General features: G+C 40.6%; 18 protein-coding genes. 14 read left to right on the top strand and 4 right to left on the bottom strand.

The window, feature by feature from the left end; translation table 11 throughout:
• Positions 1-241 precede the first annotated feature (241 nt).
• From A5868_RS17255 to A5868_RS17240, 4 genes are all read left to right on the top strand, one after another.
• A complete protein-coding gene (locus A5868_RS17255) occupies positions 242-799 on the top strand; it encodes a hypothetical protein (RefSeq protein ID WP_086305115.1) in 558 nt (185 codons plus the stop codon).
• A gap of 196 nt (positions 800-995) precedes the next feature.
• Positions 996-1,739, top strand: coding sequence for a LysM peptidoglycan-binding domain-containing protein (locus A5868_RS17250; protein ID WP_244265211.1), 744 nt, complete (start codon positions 996-998; stop codon positions 1,737-1,739).
• Between the two features lie 386 nt (positions 1,740-2,125).
• The gene (locus A5868_RS17245) at positions 2,126-3,001 is read left to right on the top strand and encodes a hypothetical protein (protein WP_044926895.1); all 876 of its coding nucleotides are present in this window, start codon (positions 2,126-2,128) and stop codon (positions 2,999-3,001) included.
• 157 nt (positions 3,002-3,158) lie between these two features.
• Positions 3,159-3,401 (top strand): sugar-binding domain-containing protein, encoded by a 243-nt coding sequence (locus tag A5868_RS17240; protein ID WP_010779041.1) that lies wholly within the window; start codon positions 3,159-3,161, stop codon positions 3,399-3,401.
• A gap of 109 nt (positions 3,402-3,510) precedes the next feature.
• On the opposite strand, the gene A5868_RS17235 is transcribed toward A5868_RS17240, so the two are convergent.
• Entirely contained in the window at positions 3,511-4,347 is an 837-nt protein-coding gene (locus tag A5868_RS17235; RefSeq protein ID WP_086305111.1) for an AraC family transcriptional regulator, read from the bottom strand.
• 130 nt (positions 4,348-4,477) lie between these two features.
• Between A5868_RS17235 and A5868_RS17230 the strand changes: the two genes are divergently transcribed.
• The 7 genes from A5868_RS17230 to A5868_RS17200 all read left to right on the top strand — a co-directional run bounded on the left by A5868_RS17230 (position 4,478) and on the right by A5868_RS17200 (position 13,772).
• Entirely contained in the window at positions 4,478-5,974 is a 1,497-nt protein-coding gene (locus A5868_RS17230; RefSeq protein WP_086305109.1) for an amino acid permease, read from the top strand.
• On the top strand, positions 5,971-9,036 hold the full coding sequence (ebgA, locus tag A5868_RS17225) for a beta-galactosidase subunit alpha (protein WP_010779044.1): 3,066 nt from the start codon (positions 5,971-5,973) through the stop codon (positions 9,034-9,036). Before A5868_RS17230 ends, ebgA begins: the two co-directional genes overlap by 4 nt.
• 205 nt (positions 9,037-9,241) lie before the next feature.
• Positions 9,242-9,802: a methyltransferase family protein gene (locus tag A5868_RS17220; protein WP_010779045.1), complete on the top strand. Its 561-nt coding sequence runs from the start codon at positions 9,242-9,244 to the stop codon at positions 9,800-9,802.
• 261 nt (positions 9,803-10,063) lie between these two features.
• Complete coding sequence (locus tag A5868_RS17215) at positions 10,064-10,504, top strand: PTS sugar transporter subunit IIA (RefSeq protein ID WP_010779046.1); 441 nt, start codon at positions 10,064-10,066, stop codon at positions 10,502-10,504.
• A gap of 129 nt (positions 10,505-10,633) precedes the next feature.
• Complete coding sequence (locus A5868_RS17210; RefSeq protein WP_010779047.1) at positions 10,634-12,040, top strand: PTS fructose transporter subunit IIC; 1,407 nt, start codon at positions 10,634-10,636, stop codon at positions 12,038-12,040.
• Positions 12,040-12,900: a ketose-bisphosphate aldolase gene (locus tag A5868_RS17205; RefSeq protein WP_010779048.1), complete on the top strand. Its 861-nt coding sequence runs from the start codon at positions 12,040-12,042 to the stop codon at positions 12,898-12,900. Before A5868_RS17210 ends, A5868_RS17205 begins: the two co-directional genes overlap by 1 nt.
• A gap of 101 nt (positions 12,901-13,001) precedes the next feature.
• Positions 13,002-13,772, top strand: a complete 771-nt coding sequence (locus tag A5868_RS17200; protein WP_010779049.1) for a DeoR/GlpR family DNA-binding transcription regulator — start codon at positions 13,002-13,004, stop codon at positions 13,770-13,772.
• Between the two features lie 27 nt (positions 13,773-13,799).
• Here A5868_RS17200 and A5868_RS17195 read toward each other — a convergent pair whose 3' ends face one another.
• Positions 13,800-14,150, bottom strand: a complete 351-nt coding sequence (locus A5868_RS17195) for a DUF488 domain-containing protein (RefSeq protein ID WP_010779050.1) — start codon at positions 14,148-14,150, stop codon at positions 13,800-13,802.
• 421 nt (positions 14,151-14,571) lie between these two features.
• Here A5868_RS17195 and A5868_RS17190 point away from each other — a divergent pair, with 421 nt between their 5' ends.
• On the top strand, positions 14,572-17,097 hold the full coding sequence (locus A5868_RS17190) for a cation-translocating P-type ATPase (RefSeq protein ID WP_086305106.1): 2,526 nt from the start codon (positions 14,572-14,574) through the stop codon (positions 17,095-17,097).
• 17 nt (positions 17,098-17,114) lie between these two features.
• Here the strand turns inward: A5868_RS17190 and A5868_RS17185 are convergent, their stop codons facing one another.
• Entirely contained in the window at positions 17,115-17,720 is a 606-nt protein-coding gene (locus tag A5868_RS17185) for a YczE/YyaS/YitT family protein (protein ID WP_086305104.1), read from the bottom strand.
• A gap of 78 nt (positions 17,721-17,798) precedes the next feature.
• Between A5868_RS17185 and A5868_RS17180 the strand changes: the two genes are divergently transcribed.
• Both A5868_RS17180 and A5868_RS17175 read left to right on the top strand, forming a co-directional pair.
• On the top strand, positions 17,799-18,467 hold the full coding sequence (locus A5868_RS17180) for a cyclic nucleotide-binding domain-containing protein (protein ID WP_086305103.1): 669 nt from the start codon (positions 17,799-17,801) through the stop codon (positions 18,465-18,467).
• A gap of 87 nt (positions 18,468-18,554) precedes the next feature.
• A complete protein-coding gene (locus tag A5868_RS17175; protein ID WP_086305102.1) occupies positions 18,555-19,265 on the top strand; it encodes a B3/B4 domain-containing protein in 711 nt (236 codons plus the stop codon).
• A gap of 46 nt (positions 19,266-19,311) precedes the next feature.
• Here the strand turns inward: A5868_RS17175 and A5868_RS17170 are convergent, their stop codons facing one another.
• Entirely contained in the window at positions 19,312-20,145 is an 834-nt protein-coding gene (locus tag A5868_RS17170; RefSeq protein WP_086305101.1) for a Cof-type HAD-IIB family hydrolase, read from the bottom strand.
• Positions 20,146-20,397 lie beyond the last annotated feature (252 nt).

Below are 20,397 nucleotides of genomic sequence, written 5' to 3'. Positions count from 1 at the left end.
AATGGTAAATTCAAAATAAATAATTTGTAAGTTGCAAAAAGTGATCTTTTGATATAAAATAAGATCATTAAAAGGAACTAAAAAGTCTTCTAACTCATTTCTCTTAAATAGAAATCTAGAAAAAATAAAAGACAAATTAGTAACTGAATTCGGTACTAGTGAATACTACTGTACTTTTGTTTGCTTATTGAAATGTATTTTCAGAGATTTTTGTACAAAAAAAATAATTGGAAGTGAAAAAATGGATCAACATACAACTAACTATAAAACTTTAAATCAGCTTTCTTATATTCGCTTTGGTCATAAAATTGGTCATGGCTGGTACGCAATTTTAATTACTGCTGAAAAAGAGCTATCAAACCTTGGTTATTCAATTAGAAATGTGAGGCGAATGGACGGTGCGTTAATCATTTCTACCCAAAGAGGATCAAAAGAATTACCGTCTGAAGTACAACATATTTTATATAAAGCTGAACTTGCAAGTGAAATGACTTGCGAATGGTGTGGAAATTATTCAGTTTCACAGACGGTTGTAGACAATGAGACCTATACAATTTGTGAAGAATGCCAAGAAAATTGTGAAAGTTTAGCCGGAATAGAAAAAAGATTACTTTTGTATAAAATTCGTGAGCTAGAACAGGATATTTGCATTCTGAGAAATGAATTGAAAATGCAAAAAGTCAGATCAGTTCATTATAAAGTTGGGCGTGATCAATACAGAACACGTACTGAAAAACTCTCTAAACAATTGGGAGAAATAGGAAAAAAACCATCTGTATTTAAAAATGACACGAAGTGATGGTGATAATCTGTATTCATATCCAACGTTCACTTGGATAGTTGAATAGATAGTAAGAAAAATATTTTTCAAGGAGGAAAGTATGAAAAAAAGAAACAGTTTCAGAAAAAGAAGAATCATGAAAAAAAAGCGTCCGCTCGAAAAAATAATTATATTAAGTTTAATGATCAGCCCAATAGTCTTAGGAGGTGTTTTATTGCCCGAACAACAAGCAACACAGGCAACCGAGGCTGATGGAAAATGGGAAGCACGATCAATTGAGCAAATCAAAAAAGATGTTGAAGGAAAAAAAGAATATACTATTGTTTGGGGAGACACATTAAGCGGTATTTCTTTAGCAACAAATGTCACAATGGAAAAACTAGCTTCATTGAATGGCATTGGAGATTATAACTTGATTTATGCAGGGAATAAGCTGGTGTTTGAAGGCAATGTCGTTACTGTTCAAGATCAAAATGGTGTAGTGACTGATCAACAACAAATTACGGAGTCGGATAAAATAGTTCCGAATCAACCGATTGGTGAATCTGTAGGTCAGGTCTCGCCAACTCCAAATATGTCAAATACACAGGACCAAACGAATGTCGAATCCTCTGATACGGCTTCGATACCTTCTAGTAATGGAGAAAATAAAAATGATGGAACGACAGGCAATGGGAGTTCATCTGATGGAACAAATAATGGTGGAGTGGTGACTAACCCTACGCCAACTCCAACACCACCAGACCCTGATCCTGCACCGACACCAACTCCAGAGCCAGAAGTTCACTACACAGTTTGGTTCTATGCTTATGAAGGTGATGATCAGTCAAGGAATATCGAAAAAGGGAGTCGATTATTCTCAACTGAGGAAGAGGCAACCACTTTTATTGATGGCTATGCGGACAGTTTATTGATGGAAGGAATTGCCGGGAGTTATGGTGTAATGTCTTGGGAGTAGCTTTATATATTAATCTCAAATCGAAACTGTGGTCACAATCCTTTTTTTGGGTGATGACCACAGTTTTTCTTTTCAAAATGCTTTTCAAGTATGGGTATTTGATTAGTTCAATGTAAAGTATTTTTTGACTAATTACCTAATTTTCTCATCAACTAGGACATTAAATAAAATAACGTATGATGAAGAATTCTCTATAGCTTCATAAATAATAATCATCATTGATAAAAAGAATCCTATTTTTTTATTCATTAAAACAATCTTTTAAAAAGAAAAAAAGAAGAACAAAGGGAATAAAATGTAGCAAAGTTTGTAGAAATCATTGACATACTTCCGTTATTATTGTAACTTTTATATTAATATAAAAGTTACAGAAAGTGGTAATGGGAATGAGTAATGAGGATAAATTAAAAAAGAAAAGTGCCTATAGTCTATTAGTTCAATTGTCCCAAAAAATTGAAGCAGATATAGAAGAAAATGGCACTAATTATGACGCACTTTACATGGTAATGCTCTCATGGGAGGAAGAGGCAAAACGGCAAAAAGAAATTGTTAATCGTTTAAGGATATCAGCTAAAAACAACAAAGAGAATTTCGAAAAACTAAAAAAACACAATCGGAAAGTAAATGAAGAAATAAAAAAAAATGAAAGTGTATATTTAGAGTCAGAAAAAGAAAAGCAAAATCTGAGGATGGAGTACGAAAAGTCGAAGAAGAGAATAAAAGAGTTGGAGAAAATAAGTAAGGAAGAATTAGAATATTACCGTAGAGATTTGGATCTAGATGATCAACTTAATAAAAAGAAAAAATATCTTGAGGAAAAAGAGCATGTTATTGATCAAAAAATTAATCACTCTGCTCTTGTTTACAATAGAAAAATTAATAGGTTAAATATGGAGATAATTGATCTGAAGAACACTATTAAAGAGCTTAAAGAAATAAGACCATTTATTTACCAGAAAAAGCGCAAGAAAAAAGAGTTAACTTCAGAAATGAAGGAAAATAAGCGAGAGGAATTACGTGGTAAACGAGGCGGAAGTCAATTAACGGATAAACAGATAGAACGGTTGTTACTTATTTATAAAGATAGAAAACGAATTCCTGTAGCTCAGGCAATTAGTAAGTTGGCTATTTCACGTAGAACCTATTATAGAGTAATCAATTTAGATTATACTTATGAGGAAACTAGAAATAGGATTAGAAAAATTGCTAACAAACTGGATATAGTTTTACCTGAAAAGAAAAAAGTAATTGAAAAGATATAGAATCCATTGACTGTTGGTATATGCAAAATAATTTCATTTTATCTCGTAAAACGATAGTCAATATAAACCGTGTAAGTAACAATCAATCCTAATTTATGTACGAAAGAATTACATACGAAGCGGTCAGGTGGGTGGGCTATGGTAGCTTAATCAATTAATGATTAACGAGGCCTTCTCTTGTTTTTTTGATGCGAGTGGGCAGAAAGTCGATAACGGGATCAACAAAAACATCGTGGGGATCACGTTAGAAGATATCAGAAAAATCCCTCAAGTAATGACGATTGTGGATGACCTTAGAAGGATGCGCATCGCGAAAATCGCCATTGAGATAAATTTGATCAATATTCTTGTGACGATAGATAAAATTGCTCAAGCGCTGTTGGATGCAACGGGAGAATAGTTTAGTAAAAAGCCAGTGAAATGCACGAATTATCGTCATTTCACTGGCTTTTCAATAACTGTATATAGTAAATTATTCATTTTTTTAGTGTCTCAGTTTCTTTGTAATATCAATTAATAATAAATTTTTTCCGATAGGTCGAAGGAGAAATGTTGAGCTTAGAATGGAAAAACTTTGAAAAATAGGAAGAGGAAGAAAAGCCAGTCTCGTAGGCGATCTCCGTAATCGTCAGTGAACTTTTCCGCAGTAGGGAGCAGGCCTTTTGAAGCTTCAAATCCTGAATATATTCACTGGGTCCAATGCCTTTATGGGTTTGAAATAGCTTATAGAGATAGGTTCGATCAATATTTTTCGCCTCTGCAATCTGATTGACGCTGAGATTCTCCGACATATTATCATTGATATAGGTCAGAATACTTTTAAAAAGCTGTTCACTTTGTGAAGGATTGTCCGTTTTTAGATTCATTCGATCGATGGTATCGAATAGAATGAAGGAAGAAGCCATCGTGCGAAAATGATCGTTCTCTTTGAAGAAATCATAGATATCCTGAAAGAGGGCATCGATCCGATGATCAAAGGAACGGGTAATGACACAATGATACTTGTCTAATTTTACCTTAGAAAAATAGTGATCCATCAATTTTCCAGAGAACCCGACCCAACGGTACTGCCAAGGGTCTTCGCGATTGGGATAATATACATTTTTACAATTCGAAGGAATGATAAAAAAATCTCCGGCCGTGATTTTTCTTTCGGGGAAAAATGGTGTTGAGAAGAAACCTTCTCCTTCGATACAGTAGTGGATTACCCAATAATCGATTGGAGCATATTCCGTAGGCTTGGTTGAGCGACATTTTTCATATCCAACTTCACAAACATGGAAATCAGAGCTTAGTGTATCATTATTGATCAAAATACTGATGTCGTTTGATAATGAGCTGTACATTCGATTCCTCCTTGAGTACAAATTTAAAAATGTCAACATTATTACAATTTTTTGGAAACATTTCTTATTTTTTATATCATGAAAGCGCTATAAAATCAATGTGTAAGTAACTATTGAAAGGATGTTTGAGATGGAAAACTCTAATTCAAGACAGCGCTTAGGATCGGTCGCATTGATGCTCATGACCTTCTCAGCGGTATTCGCGTTTCCCAGCATTGTTAATAACAGTATTCAAATTGGGTTAGCGACAATTCCGGGGTATTTGTTTGGCAGTATTTTTTATTTTTTACCGTTTATTCTGATGATTGCAGAATTCGCTTCTGCTAACTCTGGGAAAGAGTCAGGTGTTCATAGCTGGCTGCAATCGGTTTTGGGTGATAAATGGGCCTTTTTAGGCGCCTGGTCGTATTTTTTCGTTAATCTATTTTACTTTTGTTCCTTGTTGCCCAATACATTAATTTACGGTTCGTATGCTTTTGTAGGAAGAAATATCTTTCAAGGCGGCAACAGCACAATCATTATTGCAATCATATCTATTTTTCTTTTTTGGCTGATGACGTGGGTCTGCATCAAAGGTGTGTCATGGATCTCAAAAGTCACTAGTTTTGCCGGGAGTGCCCGATTGTTTATGGGTGTGGCGTTTGTCGTTCTGGCCTTTGTGGTTGTTTTTGGACTAGGTAACGAGCCGGCACAGGATTTTACGATGCAGTCGGTTACGCCAAGCTTTAACTGGACCTTTTTCATGACGATGGCGTGGATCTTGCAAGCGGTCGGCGGCGGAGAAAGTATCGGTGTCTACATCAAGGACGTTAAGGGCGGCAATAAGACCTTCGTTCGGACGATGATCGGAGCCACGATTATCGTTGGTATCATGTATGTTTTAGGGGCTGTAGCGGTTGGGTTTGTCGTGCCGATGGATGTTTTGAAGGGGAATTTCTCAAACGGGATCTTCGATATCTTCAAAATCTTGGGTGCGTATTTCCATATTCCAAGTGGTGTGATGGTTCGGCTAGTCGGCTTGATCTTATTTATCGGCAGTCTCGGTTCATTAGCGTTATGGACTGCGGCACCTGTAAAAGTCTTTTTCTCGGAAATTCCAGAAGGGGTCTTCGGCAAATGGCTGGTGAAAACAAATGAAGAGGGGAATCCGACAAATGCGTTGGTTGTACAAGGTGTGATCGTTACGATGCTGCTGATCATTCCAGCATTGGGAATCGGCAATATGGACAGCTTCCTTTCTACTTTGATCAATATGACAGCGTCTACATCGTTGCTGCCGGTATTGTTTTTATTGATCGCTTATATCGGTCTGCGCCTGAAGAAGGATTCAATGTCCCGTAGCTTTAAATTCGGCAGTCGCCAATTTGGGATTTTTTCCGGCATCGCGTTATTAGTGCTGTTCATTTTCGTCTTCTTTATGTCAACAGTGCCTGATCCGCAGCTGATCATGGCTGAGATAAACGGGGCGCTGCCGGCGGGTGAGGCGAGTCCGATTGGGATGCTGGTCTACAATGTCGTCGGACTAGTGATATTTATGGGCTTTGCGTGGATCTGCTGGATTCGCTATGAAAGAAAATCAAAAGTATTGAACAATGAAGAGACAAACGTAGAGGTGACTGGTAAATGAAAATTTGGGAAAACTATCAATTAGATCAGATCAATCGATTAGAACCACGGGCACATTTTTCGACCTTTCCAACTAAAGAAAAGGCGCTGCTAAATGAAAACAAATATACACATGCCTTTAAAAATTTAAATGGTGTTTGGAAATTTTTACTGGTGGATGCACCAGAATATAGTCCAAGCAAGTTTTATGAGCCGGACTTTGATACGGGAGAAATGGCGGATATTAAGGTTCCTGGTAATTGGCAGGTTCAAGGCTATGGCAAGATGCACTATTCCGATCTATGGTACAACTTTCCGATTAACCCGCCGTATGTTCCAACGGAAAACCCGACAGGAATCTATAAGCGGCAGTTTAGCATCAATGAAAGCTTTAGGGGCAAAAAAATCATTCTGCGTTTTTGCGGGGTCGATTCGGCTTACCATGTGTGGGTCAATGGAACGGAAGTCGGCTACAGCAAGGGTGCTAGAAATGAAGCGGAGTTTGATATTACTGAACTCGTTCAGGAGGATGCTGTCAATGATTTGACGGTTCGAGTCTATCAATGGTCTGACGGAACTTATCTGGAAGATCAGGATATGTGGTGGCTCAGCGGAATCTTTAGAGATGTGGAATTACTCGGCGTCCCTACTAAGGGAATCAACGATCTTAAAGTCGTCGCTGATTTGGACGATGATTATAAGAATGGTTTGATAGATCTTTCATTCACTCTGCGAGAAAGAAAGGGTCAACGGATTGAAGTAGAACTGATTGATTCCTCTGGTCAAGAGGTATTGCGTCAAGAAATCACTAGCGAACAGGAAAGTCTTCAGGCGGAAATTCCCAACGTCGCTCAATGGACGGCGGAAACACCTGAGTTGTATCAGCTACTGATTTCGGTTTACGAAGGGGAGAAGCTGGTTGAAGTGATTCCGCAAAAGGTCGGATTCAGAAATATTCGTTTAGCTGGCGAGGTCTTCTTGGTCAACGGTGTGGCGATCAAGTTTAAAGGAGTCAATCGTCATGATTACAATCCTAGAAATGGCCGTGTCGTCTCGAAGGAAGAAATTGAAGAAGATATTCGCTTAATGAAGCAGTTCAATATTAACGCCGTTCGAACGAGTCATTATCCGGCTTCGTATTACTTGTACGATCTTTGCGACGAATATGGGATGTACGTGATCGATGAAACCGATCTGGAATGCCACGGTTTTGAGCTGACTGGAAAATATGATTGGATCAGTAACGATTCTGACTGGGAACTGGCCTATGTTTCCAGAATGGTTCGAATGATCGAGCGGGATAAAAATCATCCGTCCATTATCCTTTGGTCACTGGGAAATGAGTCGGCTTTCGGTTGTAATTTTGTGAAGATGACCGAAGTAGCGAAAAAAATGGATCCAACTCGCTTGGTTCACTATGAGGGAGATTTCGATGTAGAAGCTGCGGATATTTACTCAACCATGTATAGCTGGTTGGAGCATCCGACGAAGCAACCATTAATGAGTACGATCATTGAGAAATCAAAAAAGCCGCATATCCTGTGTGAATATGGGCATGCGATGGGGAATGGACCTGGAAACCTGAAGGAATATCAAGATTTGTTTTATGCCCATGATAAACTGCAAGGCGGTCTCATTTGGGAATGGTTTGATCATGGCATTGAATCTTATACTGAGGATGGGAAAAAATATTATCGCTATGGCGGAGACTTTGGCGATGATCCTTCAAATAAAGATTTTTGTATTGACGGGATGCTGATGCCGGATCGCACGCCTTCGCCAAGCTTGTATGAATACAAAAAGGTGATCGAACCGATCCAGACGACAGCGATCGATCTGAACAAAGGAGAAATCGAGCTGTTGAGCCGCTTTGATTTCCAAGACCTGAAAATTTTTGAGCTGCATTTTTCAATTCTTGAGGATGAAACACTGATTGAAGATGGAACGATTTCGCTGCCTTCGATTCCAGCGCGAGAGAAAGCCAAATTAAGCTTGCCATATAACTTGGATCTCGCACCAAAACCTGGCGCAAGCTATTTCTTAAACATTTCCTATCAATTAAAAGCAACAACAGCCTATGCAGGAAAAGGCTACGAATTAGCTTCAGCCAGCTTCGAGCTTCCAATCAAAGCAGCAGGCGTTGAGATTCTGCCAAACGGAAAGTTGCAGGTTAATGAGACACAAACGACATTGAGTATTGAAGGAACAGACTTTATTGTCACGTTTGATACAGTCAGAGGCACGCTGCTAAAATTGGTACGAGACGGTCAAACGATCGTTGAACGAGGACCGAAATTCACCATGTGGCGCGCACCAATCAGTAACGATATGGAAATCATCAATGAGATGAAAAAACAGTATTTCTTGCATTTAGAGCATGAAATTGTCGAATCCTTTGACTGGAAGGAAATCGATCAAGCCGTTCAGATCACCGTTAATACGATCAATTCAACAACAAACAGTGCATGGCATTACAAATGCACCTATAGCTATACGATCTGCGGAAGCGGCGATGTTTTATTCAACCTGGAGGGGACTCCTAGCGGGAAGATCGACTCCGCGCCAAATATGCTGCCGCGCTTAGGTGTATCGATGCATGTGAATAAGGACATGAATCAAGTAAACTATTTAGGGCGGGGACCAAGAGAAAACTACACGGATTCAAAAGAAGCAGGGTATCTGGGTGTCTATCGCTCAACTGTCGAAGAGATGTTTACGAATTATGTTGTTCCTCAAGCTAACGGAAACAGAATGGATACAAGATGGGTAGCGCTGACAGATGATCGCGGGCAGGGATTATTCGCCGCAGATGAAGCAGGCTTCAATTTCAGTACTTCTTATTTTGAAGAGGCCGATCTGGATAACGCTAAACATACCTGTGATCTAAAAGAGCGAGAGTATGTCGTAGTGAATATCGATTACAAGCAAAATGCGCTGGGAAGCTATTCCTGTGGTCAATGGCAGCTGGAAAAATATCGAACAACCTTCGAAAAATTCAACCTGTCCTTCCGCTTAACCGGATTCAATGCGAAGGAAGCCGATGCTCCAGCATTGTCCCATGAGGTTATTAATGTTCCGCTTTAACAAATAAATGAAATACTCCTTTCAAGTTTAGTGACGGTTACTTACCATTGCTAAGCTGAAGGAGTATTTTTTTGGAGCATTTTTAATCAATCATTTCAAGTCTATGATCATTAGTTAGATTCGATAGAAGACTTGACCGATTTGCACTCATATGAAATAATAAACATATGAATATATTTTCATATTTTATTGAGGAGGAATGAAAATGTTGGTACGGATTCTCGCATTCACAGGAGTTACACTGTTTTATCTGATTTACTTATTGAAAGGGTTGCTGCTGAGAAAACAAGGAATCACCGTTAATTTATTAGGAAAAGATGTAAAAAATGAGCAGTATTTTGAAATCGTTTTAAAAATAATGACAGGCGTCGGTGGAGTGCTGCAGTTCCTTGCGCCGATCCTGTTTGAGATCAATCGAACCGTTTGGGTGTATTTGGGTTTAGGTCTGATTTTTGCGGGAGTAGTTCTTTTTTATATCGCGGTCAGGGCGATGGGACTGAATTGGCGTGCCGGGTACAATGAAAAGCAGAGGACTGAATTGGTAACTACTGGAATTTACCGTTTCAGCCGCAATCCGGCCTTTGTGGCATTTGATTTTTTGTATCTTGGTTTGGCAGTGACCTTTCCAAATATACTTGTGATTGCAGTAGCAATGACTGCATTTATTTTGTTTGATAGGCAAATTCGTGGGGAGGAAACTTATCTGGTATCGACTTTTGGCGAGAGCTATCGTCAGTATCAAGCGAAGGTTAGACGGTATTTATAAATGAATCATGAACTCCAAGGGGCAGAATTATAAATCTGCTTTTTGGAGTTTTCTTTATATGCAGAATACTGAGTAATTGAGAAGCATTCAAAAATCAGAGATTTTTTTGAGCTGAATAGATCACATAGAGTGAGCGGAAATATCTTAAAAAGAACTTTGAACCGTTTAATGTGCATAATGTTGAACGGTTTAGATTACGATGATATAGTGATCTCAAGAAATAAGAGAGCGCTGACAAGACTTAAATAGAGGTGTTTTTTAATGGAATTAAAGGAAATTATGTTGAACGATTTAATTATTTTTGATGAAGGAATTCGTTCAAAGAGTGATTTGTTTGATTGTTTAGCTAAGAATCTTGAGGAACAAAATCGCGTAAGCAAGGCTAAAAAGATCATCAAGGATTTATACAAGCGAGAGAAGGAAACGTCTACAGGAATTGAGGATGGTTTTGGGATACCTCATGCAAAAAGCAAATATGTCCTAGAGCCAACGGTTTGTTTTGTTCATACAGGATTAATGGACGATTATACCGGATTGGATGGCAAACCAATCGAATGTGTTTTTGCAATATTAGTCCCGCAAAAGGCTACTGACTTGCACTTAGATATTTTGAGTGGATTTTCTAGAAGACTGATGAACCAGGATTTTCGAGATCGACTAAAGAATGCTAAAACCGCTGCAGAGGTTTTACAGATATTTTAATTTGGTGTTCCTTGAATAGTATTTGGCAAGATAGAGCAAATGAATAAACAAGCGCTTGTTATGAAGAGTACACAGCATTTAAATCGGATTAATTCAATAGTATTTTAAAACGAATAAGGAGGAACAATCATGAATATTGTTGGAATTACTGCTTGTCCTACAGGAATTGCACATACCTACATGTCCGCCGAAAAACTAGAGATAACTGCTACTGGTTTGGGTCATATGGTAAAGATCGAAACGCAAGGAGCAAAAATTGAAAATGAATTGACTATCGAAGAAATCTCACGGGCGGATGCCATTATATTAGCCATTGATAAGGATATCGATATGAGTCGATTTGCTGGAAAAAGGGTTAAAAGAGTCTCTACGGGTCGAGCAATCAAGGAGCCAGAGCTAGTGATAGAAGAAGTACTCAACGATGTGGGTACGATCAAAATCTCAACTTCCAGTAAAAGTGAGGAGAAGTCGCATCAGATTGGTATCTACAATCATTTCATGAATGGTGTGAACTATATGCTGCCATTTGTCATCGCTGGCGGAATTATTATCGCCTTAAGTTTTGCCTTCGGGATCACAGCATCTGATCCGAAATCTGCTGATTATAATGTTTTGGCTGGCGCGTTGTCGACGATTGGAGGGGGAACGGCTTTCGCCATGATGGTACCAGCACTTGGAGCGGGGATCGCTAGTTCAATTGCTGGGAAAGCAGGCTTTGCACCAGGGATCGTTGCAGGTTTACTGGCTGCGAATGGTGGCTCGGGATTCTTAGGCGGGATGATTGGTGGATTATTAGCAGGTTACGCAACGGATTTCTTGGCAAATAAAATCAATATTAAGAAACAATTTGCAGCTATTTATCAATTGATCGTTGTTCCACTGGTTTCTATTTTAGTAATTGGATTAGCGATGGTCTTCTTGATCGATAAGCCAATTGCGTGGGTCTTAGATGCCTTGACTAGCTGGTTGAACGGGCTTGGTAATACTTCAGGTCTGATGTTTGGATTATTGATTGGTGTGATGATGGCGGCTGATATGGGCGGACCAATCAATAAATCGATTTCGACCTTCTCGATTGGTTTGATGTCTGCTGGTGTAAATGCTCCGATCGCCGCATGTATGGCAGCAGGAATGACACCGCCATTAGGTCTAGCATTAGCAACAATCTTATTCAAACATAAGTTTAACAAAGAAGAACGGACATCAGGCCAATCCTGCTGGATATTAGGTGCTTCCTATATTACAGAAGGGGCTATTCCTTTTGCGGTCGCCGATCCTATTCGTGTCATTCCCAGTTTGATGCTGGGCTCTGCAACGGCAGCAGGAATCTCCATGGCTGCGGGTGTCACCTCGATGGCGCCACATGGCGGGATCTGGGTGATGTTAATCCCAAATGTCATGAATAATTTACCGATGTATATTCTAGCGATTGTTGCAGGAACGATTGTGACAGCGGTGACTGTTGGATTGCTGAAAAAACCGATTACAGAAAAGCAAATATCAAATGAAAAATTAACTAATGAGGTGGAAGTCTAATGTTGTATACGATGAAGGATTTATTAAAAGTTGCGAAAGAAAATAAGTTTGCAGTCCCTGCATTTAACATTTGTAGCTATGATATGCTGAAAGCGATCATGGAGGAAGTTGAGGAGCAAAATGCACCTGTCATTTTAGAAATTCATCCGGATGAGATTTCCTATCTAAATGATGAGTTTGTAGCCGCTGTGAAGGATTACGCTCACAAAAGCAAAGTTCCAGTCGTCATCCATATGGATCATGGTGGAACGATCAATGATGTCATGCGAGCGATTCGAAATGGCTATACATCCGTGATGATTGATGCTTCTGTCCAAGACTATGAAGATAATCTAGAAATCACCAAACAGGTAGTGGCGTTGGCTCATGGTGTGAATGTGTCAGTGGAAGCGGAACTAGGAACGATCGGCAATAATGGTTCAGCAGAAGGCGGATCAGCAAACATTATTTATACTGACCCAGATCAGGCTGAGGATTTTGTCGAAAAGACCGGGATTGATACCTTAGCAGTCGCAATTGGTACGGCGCATGGGCTTTATCCAAAAGACCTGACTCCTAAATTGAATATTGAACTGTTGAAGGAACTGAACCAACGGATCGATCTGCCATTTGTCTTGCATGGCGGGTCGGGGAATCCGGATTCAGAAGTCAGCGAAGCAGTGAAATATGGTGTTGCAAAAGTGAACTTGAGCTCAGACCTCAAGAGTGTTTTCTTTGATGCTTTGCGGGATATTTTAAGTAAAAATCCAGCAATGTATGAGCCAAATGAGGTTTATCCCATGGCAAACGAGAAGGTTAAAGAAGTGGTGAGACACAAGTTAAGTGTGTTAAACACTATCGGAAAAGCCGAACTATATTAATTCGAAAAGGCAGTGCTTTCAAAAAACGAAAGCCTGTCTTTCTTTCCTTTTTCTACTTACGTATAATGATTAGAAGATACTATTTCCGAGGAGGCTGCTTTATGCTAAACGCCATTGAAGATCGTCAACAGCAAATCGTTAATTATTTGAAGGTGCATCAATTTGCTCGCGTCATTGATTTGATCGAGCTTGTCAATTACAGCGAGGCCACAGTGAAGAGAGATCTGGTGCTGCTAGAGCAAAGTGGCTTGATCAGACGAACACGCGGTGGTGCGATGATTGTCGATAATAAGAAAATCGATGTTCCTTATTTGATGAAAGTTACCCAATTAAATGAAGAGGACAACAAACAATATATTGCCAATGTGGCCGAGACGTTGATCAAAGACGATATGGTCATTTTTCTCGATTCAAGTACGACTAGCCTTCATTTGGTAAAAAACCTCAGCCGATTTGATGGCTTACAGATTATTACCAATGGTGTACTGACGGCAGCGATGCTGAGTGAATTTACGACGGCCCATGTTTCGGTTTTGGGCGGCTCAATCGTGCCGAAAAGAGCCACTATCAATGGATCAAAAGCCTATAATGATATATTGACGTATAATGCGGATCTGGCGATCATCGGCTGCAGAGGACTAGATTTCGAACATGGCCTGACAGAAACACATGAAGGTGAAGCCTTGATAAAAAAGGCTTTTCGTCGGCAAGCGAATCATTTAGTCGTTTTAGCGACTAGTGATAAATTAGATCACAAATATATGTATCAAGGTGTATCTTGTTATGAGATCGATTATTTGATCACTGATAAACCACTAGAGACAGATAAATTGGAAAAACTGAATCAGCATCATATCAAATGTTTGTATTAAAAGAAGCAGGCTCGCTCAGAGTCTGCTTCATTTGCTTAATAAATCATACAATACCTGCGCATTATTATGAGATTCATCTTTTGCCCCATATACTAAGGTTACATCTTCTTGTTCTCGGAGTAGGGCCTCTAGCGTTTCTAGTGCCTCTTTCTGATCTCCGCTTTGCAGCTCCGCCTGATATTTTTTCTTAAAGTCAAAATACTTTTCTGGATCATGATTGAACCATTTTCGCAGCTCGTTGCTTGGTGCGATCGCCTTCAGCCAAAGATCGATCTTTTCTGTTTCCTTGGATTTTCCACGCGGCCATAATCGGTCGACTAGCACCCGGTACCCGTCGGATTCGCTGGCGGGAGTGTACGCTCGTTTGATTTGTAGCATTTCCACACTTCCTTTACTCGTTTATTCTAGCAAGTATGGGAGAATAGGTGAAGAGAAGCGCATTTTTTATATAGAAACTTTATCTGGGGTGTACAGCTAAAGTTCATTTCTGCAAGCAATTCCAAAATTAATTCGTATTTAAAAACAATGGAAACTAACGAATCAGGGTTAGTCTTCATTGTTTTTTTGATCTAGCGGCCCTTTTTCTTACTCGATGGCGCCACGAATCTATCTTTTAATACCACTTACTTTAATTTTAGGGCAGCCTTGTTTTTATTTTTTAAGGGGAGGGGCAGCCTGTATTTTCTCCCTTGCTAAACAGTTACAATCTACTAAAAAGTGATCATTATTTCTCGTAAATACCTTCACAAAAACGTATGATGGAGCAATCGATTTATAAAAAATGAAGGGAAGAATCGAGATGAAAAAGATAGATTGGAATGGGTTAACGAAAGAACAAGTCGCGCGAAAAAGGGATGAATTCGGGCTGAATCAGCTAGAACAAAAAAAGAAGGAGCCGTTTTACCTGAAGATTCTTCATATTATTCTGGAACCGATGTTTCTGCTGTTGATCGTAGCGGCGTTGATTTATTTCTTTTTAGGCGAGCCTAAAGATGGGTTGATCATGCTGGTCTTCGTGGTGGTCATTATCGCCATTGAAGTGATCCAAGAATGGAAAACGGATCAAACCTTGAATGCGTTAAAAGATCTCTCTGCACCAAAAATCAAAGTGATTCGCGAGGGGCAATCAAATGAAATTTTGAGCCAGGAATTGGTTCCAGGAGATTTGATGCTGATTGAAGAAGGGGTCAAAGTTCCGGCTGACGGCTTTGTGATCAAGGCTAATGACCTGAGAATCAACGAGTCTTCTTTGACAGGTGAGGCTGAAGCGGTTTGGAAGACGCTGGCTGAAACGGAAGAATCTACTTCAGAAGACTATTGGCGTGAGGACTACGTTTATACCGGGACGCTGGTGACGACGGGCAGCGGGACGATTTTGGTCGATAAGATAGGGACGAAAACTGAATATGGAAAAATTGGGAAACATTTAGCCTCGGCTGAAGAAGAAGCGACGCCGTTAGATAAACAAATCGGGAAATTAGTCAAAGTCTGTGCCATCATAGCCTTGATTTTCTTGACACTTGTCGCGGTCGTGACCTTTTTCAATGATGCTGATCTGCCATTAAAAGCCCGTTTTGTAGAAAGTATTTTATCCGGCATCACGATTGCGATGGCGATGATTCCTGAAGAGTTTCCGGTTGTTTTGACAGTCTTTCTTTCGATGGGTGCCTGGCGCTTGGCGAAGAAACAGTCATTGATCAGGAAATTGCCAGCTGTTGAAACCATGGGTGCTGTTTCCGTTTTAGCCGTGGATAAAACCGGGACCATCACCGAAAATAAAATGACGGTATCCGAAATATGGGTGGCGGCGAATCAAGTGGAAGATCGATTGATCGAAACCATGGGTCTTGCTAGTGAAACTGAGCCGTACGATCCAATGGAAATTGCCATGCTGGAGTACGATGAAGCCCATGGCTGGAGCAAAGAACGATTATTTAACGGACAATTGGTGAAGGAATATCCTTTTACCGATGAACTAAAAATGATGGGGCATGTCTGGGAACGGAATGCTCGAATCGAAATCACGGTCAAAGGGTCACCAGAAAGTGTGCTAAACATTTCTGCTGTTGATTCGAAGAAGAGAGCGGAAATCGCTGAGGTGATTGATCGCTTTTCTCACGAAGGCTTGCGAGTGATTGCGGTAGGCGAACAAATCGTCTCGACCGAAGCTGAGGTTCCGAAGACGATTGAAGCGTGCGAGCTGAATTTTCTTGGACTGATTGGTCTGTCTGATCCGCCAAGAAAAGGCGTAGCTGAGGACATCCAGCAGTGTCAGAAAGCCGGCATCAAAGTCGTGATGATTACGGGGGATAATGGTGTGACAGCAGGAGCGATTGCACGAAACGTCGGGATCGCAAATACCGATGAATTTATCGCAGGCGTGGAGATCGATACGCTGACCGCTGAGGAACTAAAAGAAAAAGTCGCCGATATCACGATTTTCTCACGAGTGACTCCTGAGCATAAAATGCGCATCGTCCAAGCGTTCAAGGCAAGAGGTGAAGTCGTTGCAATGACTGGCGATGGGGTGAACGATGCACCGGCTTTAAAATATGCGGATATCGGGATCGCGATGGGCAAAAGAGGTTCTGAAGTATCCAGAGAAGCCGCCGACTTGATTTTAATGGATGATGATTTTTCTACTATTGTAAGTACCGTGAAAGATGGTCGCCGGATCTACGACAATATTAAAAAGGCCATCGGGTATATTTTTGTGATTCACCTCCCCATCGCGTTGACCGCGCTTTTCGGTCCGATTCTTGGTATTCCGCAAGCCGCGCTACTGCTTTTACCTGTACATGTGGTGCTGTTGGAATTAGTCATTGACCCAACGTGCTCCGTCGTGTTGGAAAGACAGCCTAGCGAGCCGGATATCATGGACCGGCCGCCTCGTGATCCGAAAGAAAGTATCCTGAGCAGAGGGTTGCTAGTCAAAAGTATAGTACAGGGACTGGTTATTTTCGTCGCCTCTTTTCTGGCTTACTATCTTACTTTGCAGCAAAATCCGTCAAATGATGAACTGGCCCGTACTATGGGATTAGCTGTTTTGATCGTAGCCAATCTTTTCCTAGTTCAAGTCAATAGTTCCAATCATCTATTCGGCATCCAAACCTTTATCAAGTTGATCCATGATAAGGTGATCTGGCTGATCCTTGGTGGAACGATGCTCATTTTACTTGCGTTGATCTACGCGCCGATAAACAGTTTTTTGGATCTGGCACCATTGTCGTTGACGCAATTAGCGATCTGTGCGGCTTTAGGAATGGTCTCCGTTTGCTGGTATGATTTGATTAAGCTGGCTCGAAGGGTTTTGAATAAAGAATAACTGGATGCGTCACTTTTTTATTCTCTATTTGCAAAAGCGATCGTGGGTGATAATAAGAGAAAGCTGATCAATGTCCCTTCTCGGACCATCAAAGGTAAATGGAAGTAAAAGGTGAGTACCAGAGCACCTAGAATACAAAGAAGGTCGATGCTGTAGCGATAATATTTGAAGCTGAGGGTCGTCCGTTCGGTCAAAAAGACACAGAACGTCTCGATTGGAAATTTCAACCAGCGGTATTTCAAGACTTTTCCAGTCCCAAAGCCTGCAATGAGCGTTCCTAAAACAAACAGCAGACAATTTAAGAAATACGCATCCAGTGAAAAGAGCGGAAAAATAAAATAGGTGAAGAGATTGATTGTCGAGCCAAAGCACAGAAGTGCCGTAGTCATGGTGACATAATCCTTTAGTTGTCGTTTTTCGTCTAATGCGATACAGCCTATTAAAAACAGGAAGTTCAATCCCGTGGTGATCGTACCGATCTTAATGTGACTAAAGGCAGCAACCGTTGCGTTCAGAGAGTTGAAGCTGCTGACACCGATTCCAGCCTTCAACGTCAAACTGATGCCAAAGGCGCTAAGGAGATAATAAAGAAAGGAAAGAGTCTTCGTTTTTTGATTCGTCATAGTTGTTCCTCCAATAATGAATTGATAGGATAAGTATGCAGGACATAAAAAACGATCAATAGGAGATATAGCCTAGTTATGATGAAAAAAATAACAGATTCCTCTGTGGCACAGGAGCTTCAGCGATTACACCGAGCTCATTTTACAGGGGATCTATTAAAGCACTGTGTTGTTAGGACGTACGATCGAAATGAACCGCTCCTTCATCAAGGTGCAAGGGTGTCTCATTTACTCATCCTTTTAGCAGGAAAAGCTCGCATCGTTCAACAGGAACCTAATGGAAAAACACTGATTTTGCAATTTCTTGAGCCGGGAGATTTGATCGGTGAATTGACTTTGGTACAAGCAGAGGAGGAAGCGAAGGATGTCGTGGCCATTGATACGGTTCGCTGTTTGGCGATTCCTATGCCGGAGGTAGAAAAACTGCTGAGAACCGATCCCGCGTTTTCTGCGTGGATCGCTAAGTACATTGGAGAAAAACTTCTCTTGCGCATGACTCATTTCTCGAATGCGCAAACCTTTGAGCTGAAATATCGTCTTGCGGCATTATTAATCGAAGTGTCGGTGAACGGCCAATATAGCGAAAAAAATACGCAGATCGCCGATTATTTAGGGGTGAGTTATCGTCATTTGACTCACACATTCAAGTATTTACGAGAAGAAGGCTACATTGAAAAGAATAAACGGGGTTATCGAGTCGACGTGGAGAAACTGAGGGCGCTGGTGCAGGTGGGAAACGACGCTTAAAAATGTGTGCTTTAGAAATGTTGCAAAAATAGATTTAAAACGCCATTTGTAGTGTAAAATTACTGTATACAGAAAAGGAGTGAAGGTATGACAACCGTTAACGTAGAGGCGTCTTTTTGGGAAATCTTTCCCGAGGCGCAGATTCATGTATTGATCGTCAAGGGCATTGGAGAAAATAAGGGGAAAGCGTCTGATCTCTTTTTGACACAGTTATTGACCGATGGAAAAGAAGCAGCCCAAGCTTTTCTTACAAATGAGACATTTAGTCAAAATACGGTCATTGCCCAGTGGCGCGAGGCCTTTAGTAAGTTCAAAACTAAAAAAGGTGCACGTTCATCCATCGAAGCACTGCTGAAGCGTGTGAGTCAAGATCGTGAATTTCATCCCATCAATCCTTTAGTGGACATTTACAATAGTGTGTCACTCGAATTCGCAGTTCCTTGTGGCGGAGAGGATTTAGAGAAGGTCGTCGGTACGATTCATTTGGGTCAAGCCGCAGGCGGTGAATCTTTTTTACCTTTGGGGGCGGAAGCAGATGCACCGGCGCTACCCGGGGAAATCATTTATGCTGATGAGGAAGGGGCCATTTGCCGTTGCTTAAACTGGCGGGAAGCCCAACGAACCATGTTGACAGAAGATACTCATGACGCGATTTTCTTTATGGAATCTGTCAATGAAGAACAGGCTGCACGCGCCGATCAAGCGATGCAGGCATTGAAGCAGCGAATCACGGATTATTTCGCTGTGGAAGGTGTCGATGGGGTCTTGACCGCCGCAAACCCACAAATGGAAGCATAAAAAAATCAGCTTTTAAGGATAATTTCCTTAAAAGCTGGTTTTTTGTTTAAAGATATTTTTCTAATCCTGCGGCAATACCGTCTTCATCGCAAGATAGGGTCACATCGTCTGCGATGGCCTTCAATTCGTCTACCGCATTGCCCATCGCCACGCCGATCCCAGCGTATTCAATGATTGAACGGTCATTTTGCCCATCGCCGAATGCGATCATGTTATAGGAATGGATACCCATTTCAGGGAATACCGCATTCAAGGCCTTAGCTTTGTCGATTCCTTTATCTGTAAATTCAAAATAGAAAGGAGCAGAAAAGGCAGCCGTCACGGTCTCATCAAAGGGTGCATGGATGGCTTCTGCATGCTCCTGCAAATAGTCTGGCTGAGCAGCGATCAAGATTTTGTTAATAGGGAAGGTGGCAAATGCCGCCAAATCATCTATTTCGCAAAGCTTGAAATTGCCGCCCCGCGATTCATATTGAATAATGTTGAAAGGCCCCTCGGGTAAATCAAGCATCCCGTTGTAAACGTCATTTACATAAAGATAGTCATCCTTGTCAATCATTGGCTGTACGTTAAATTTTTTCAGATGCTCTAAGATCGCTTGGCTTGTTTTAACAGCCATCGCTTGGTTAAAAATGACATCTTTTGTTAAGCAATCCGTCACCCGTGCCCCATTGTAGGAGACCAAATACCCTTCATACTTCGTCATTTCTAGTTCTTCTGCCAACCTAAACATCCCTGGAGTCGGTCGCCCAGAAGCCAATATCACTTTAACGCCTTTCTTTTGTGCGTTGATCAATGCTTGTTTTGTTTTTTCAGAAATCTTCTTTTTCGAGTTCAGCAATGTCCCGTCAATGTCTAATACGATTGCTTTAATATCCATTCCACCACGTCCTTTATTGTATTACTTTAAGTCTACTATCGGTAGGAAGACGTGTAAATGGTTTCATTTGTAAATGACGATGGAAAATGGACTGCCTATTTCTAATAAAGAAAGTTTTGATGAACCATTTTTTAAGTGTGATTCGGCAAAAAATCTGAATATCAGGTCACAGATTTATTCATTTATGAATTAAATAAGAAAAATTTAATAATTTTCAAAGTGTTTTCAGAAAACGTTTGGTCTATACGGATT

This window comes from Enterococcus sp. 12F9_DIV0723, assembly GCF_002174375.1.
In the GTDB taxonomy this organism is placed as follows: domain Bacteria; phylum Bacillota; class Bacilli; order Lactobacillales; family Enterococcaceae; genus Enterococcus_A; species Enterococcus_A gilvus.
This window is presented reverse-complemented; position numbering and strand designations above follow the sequence as displayed.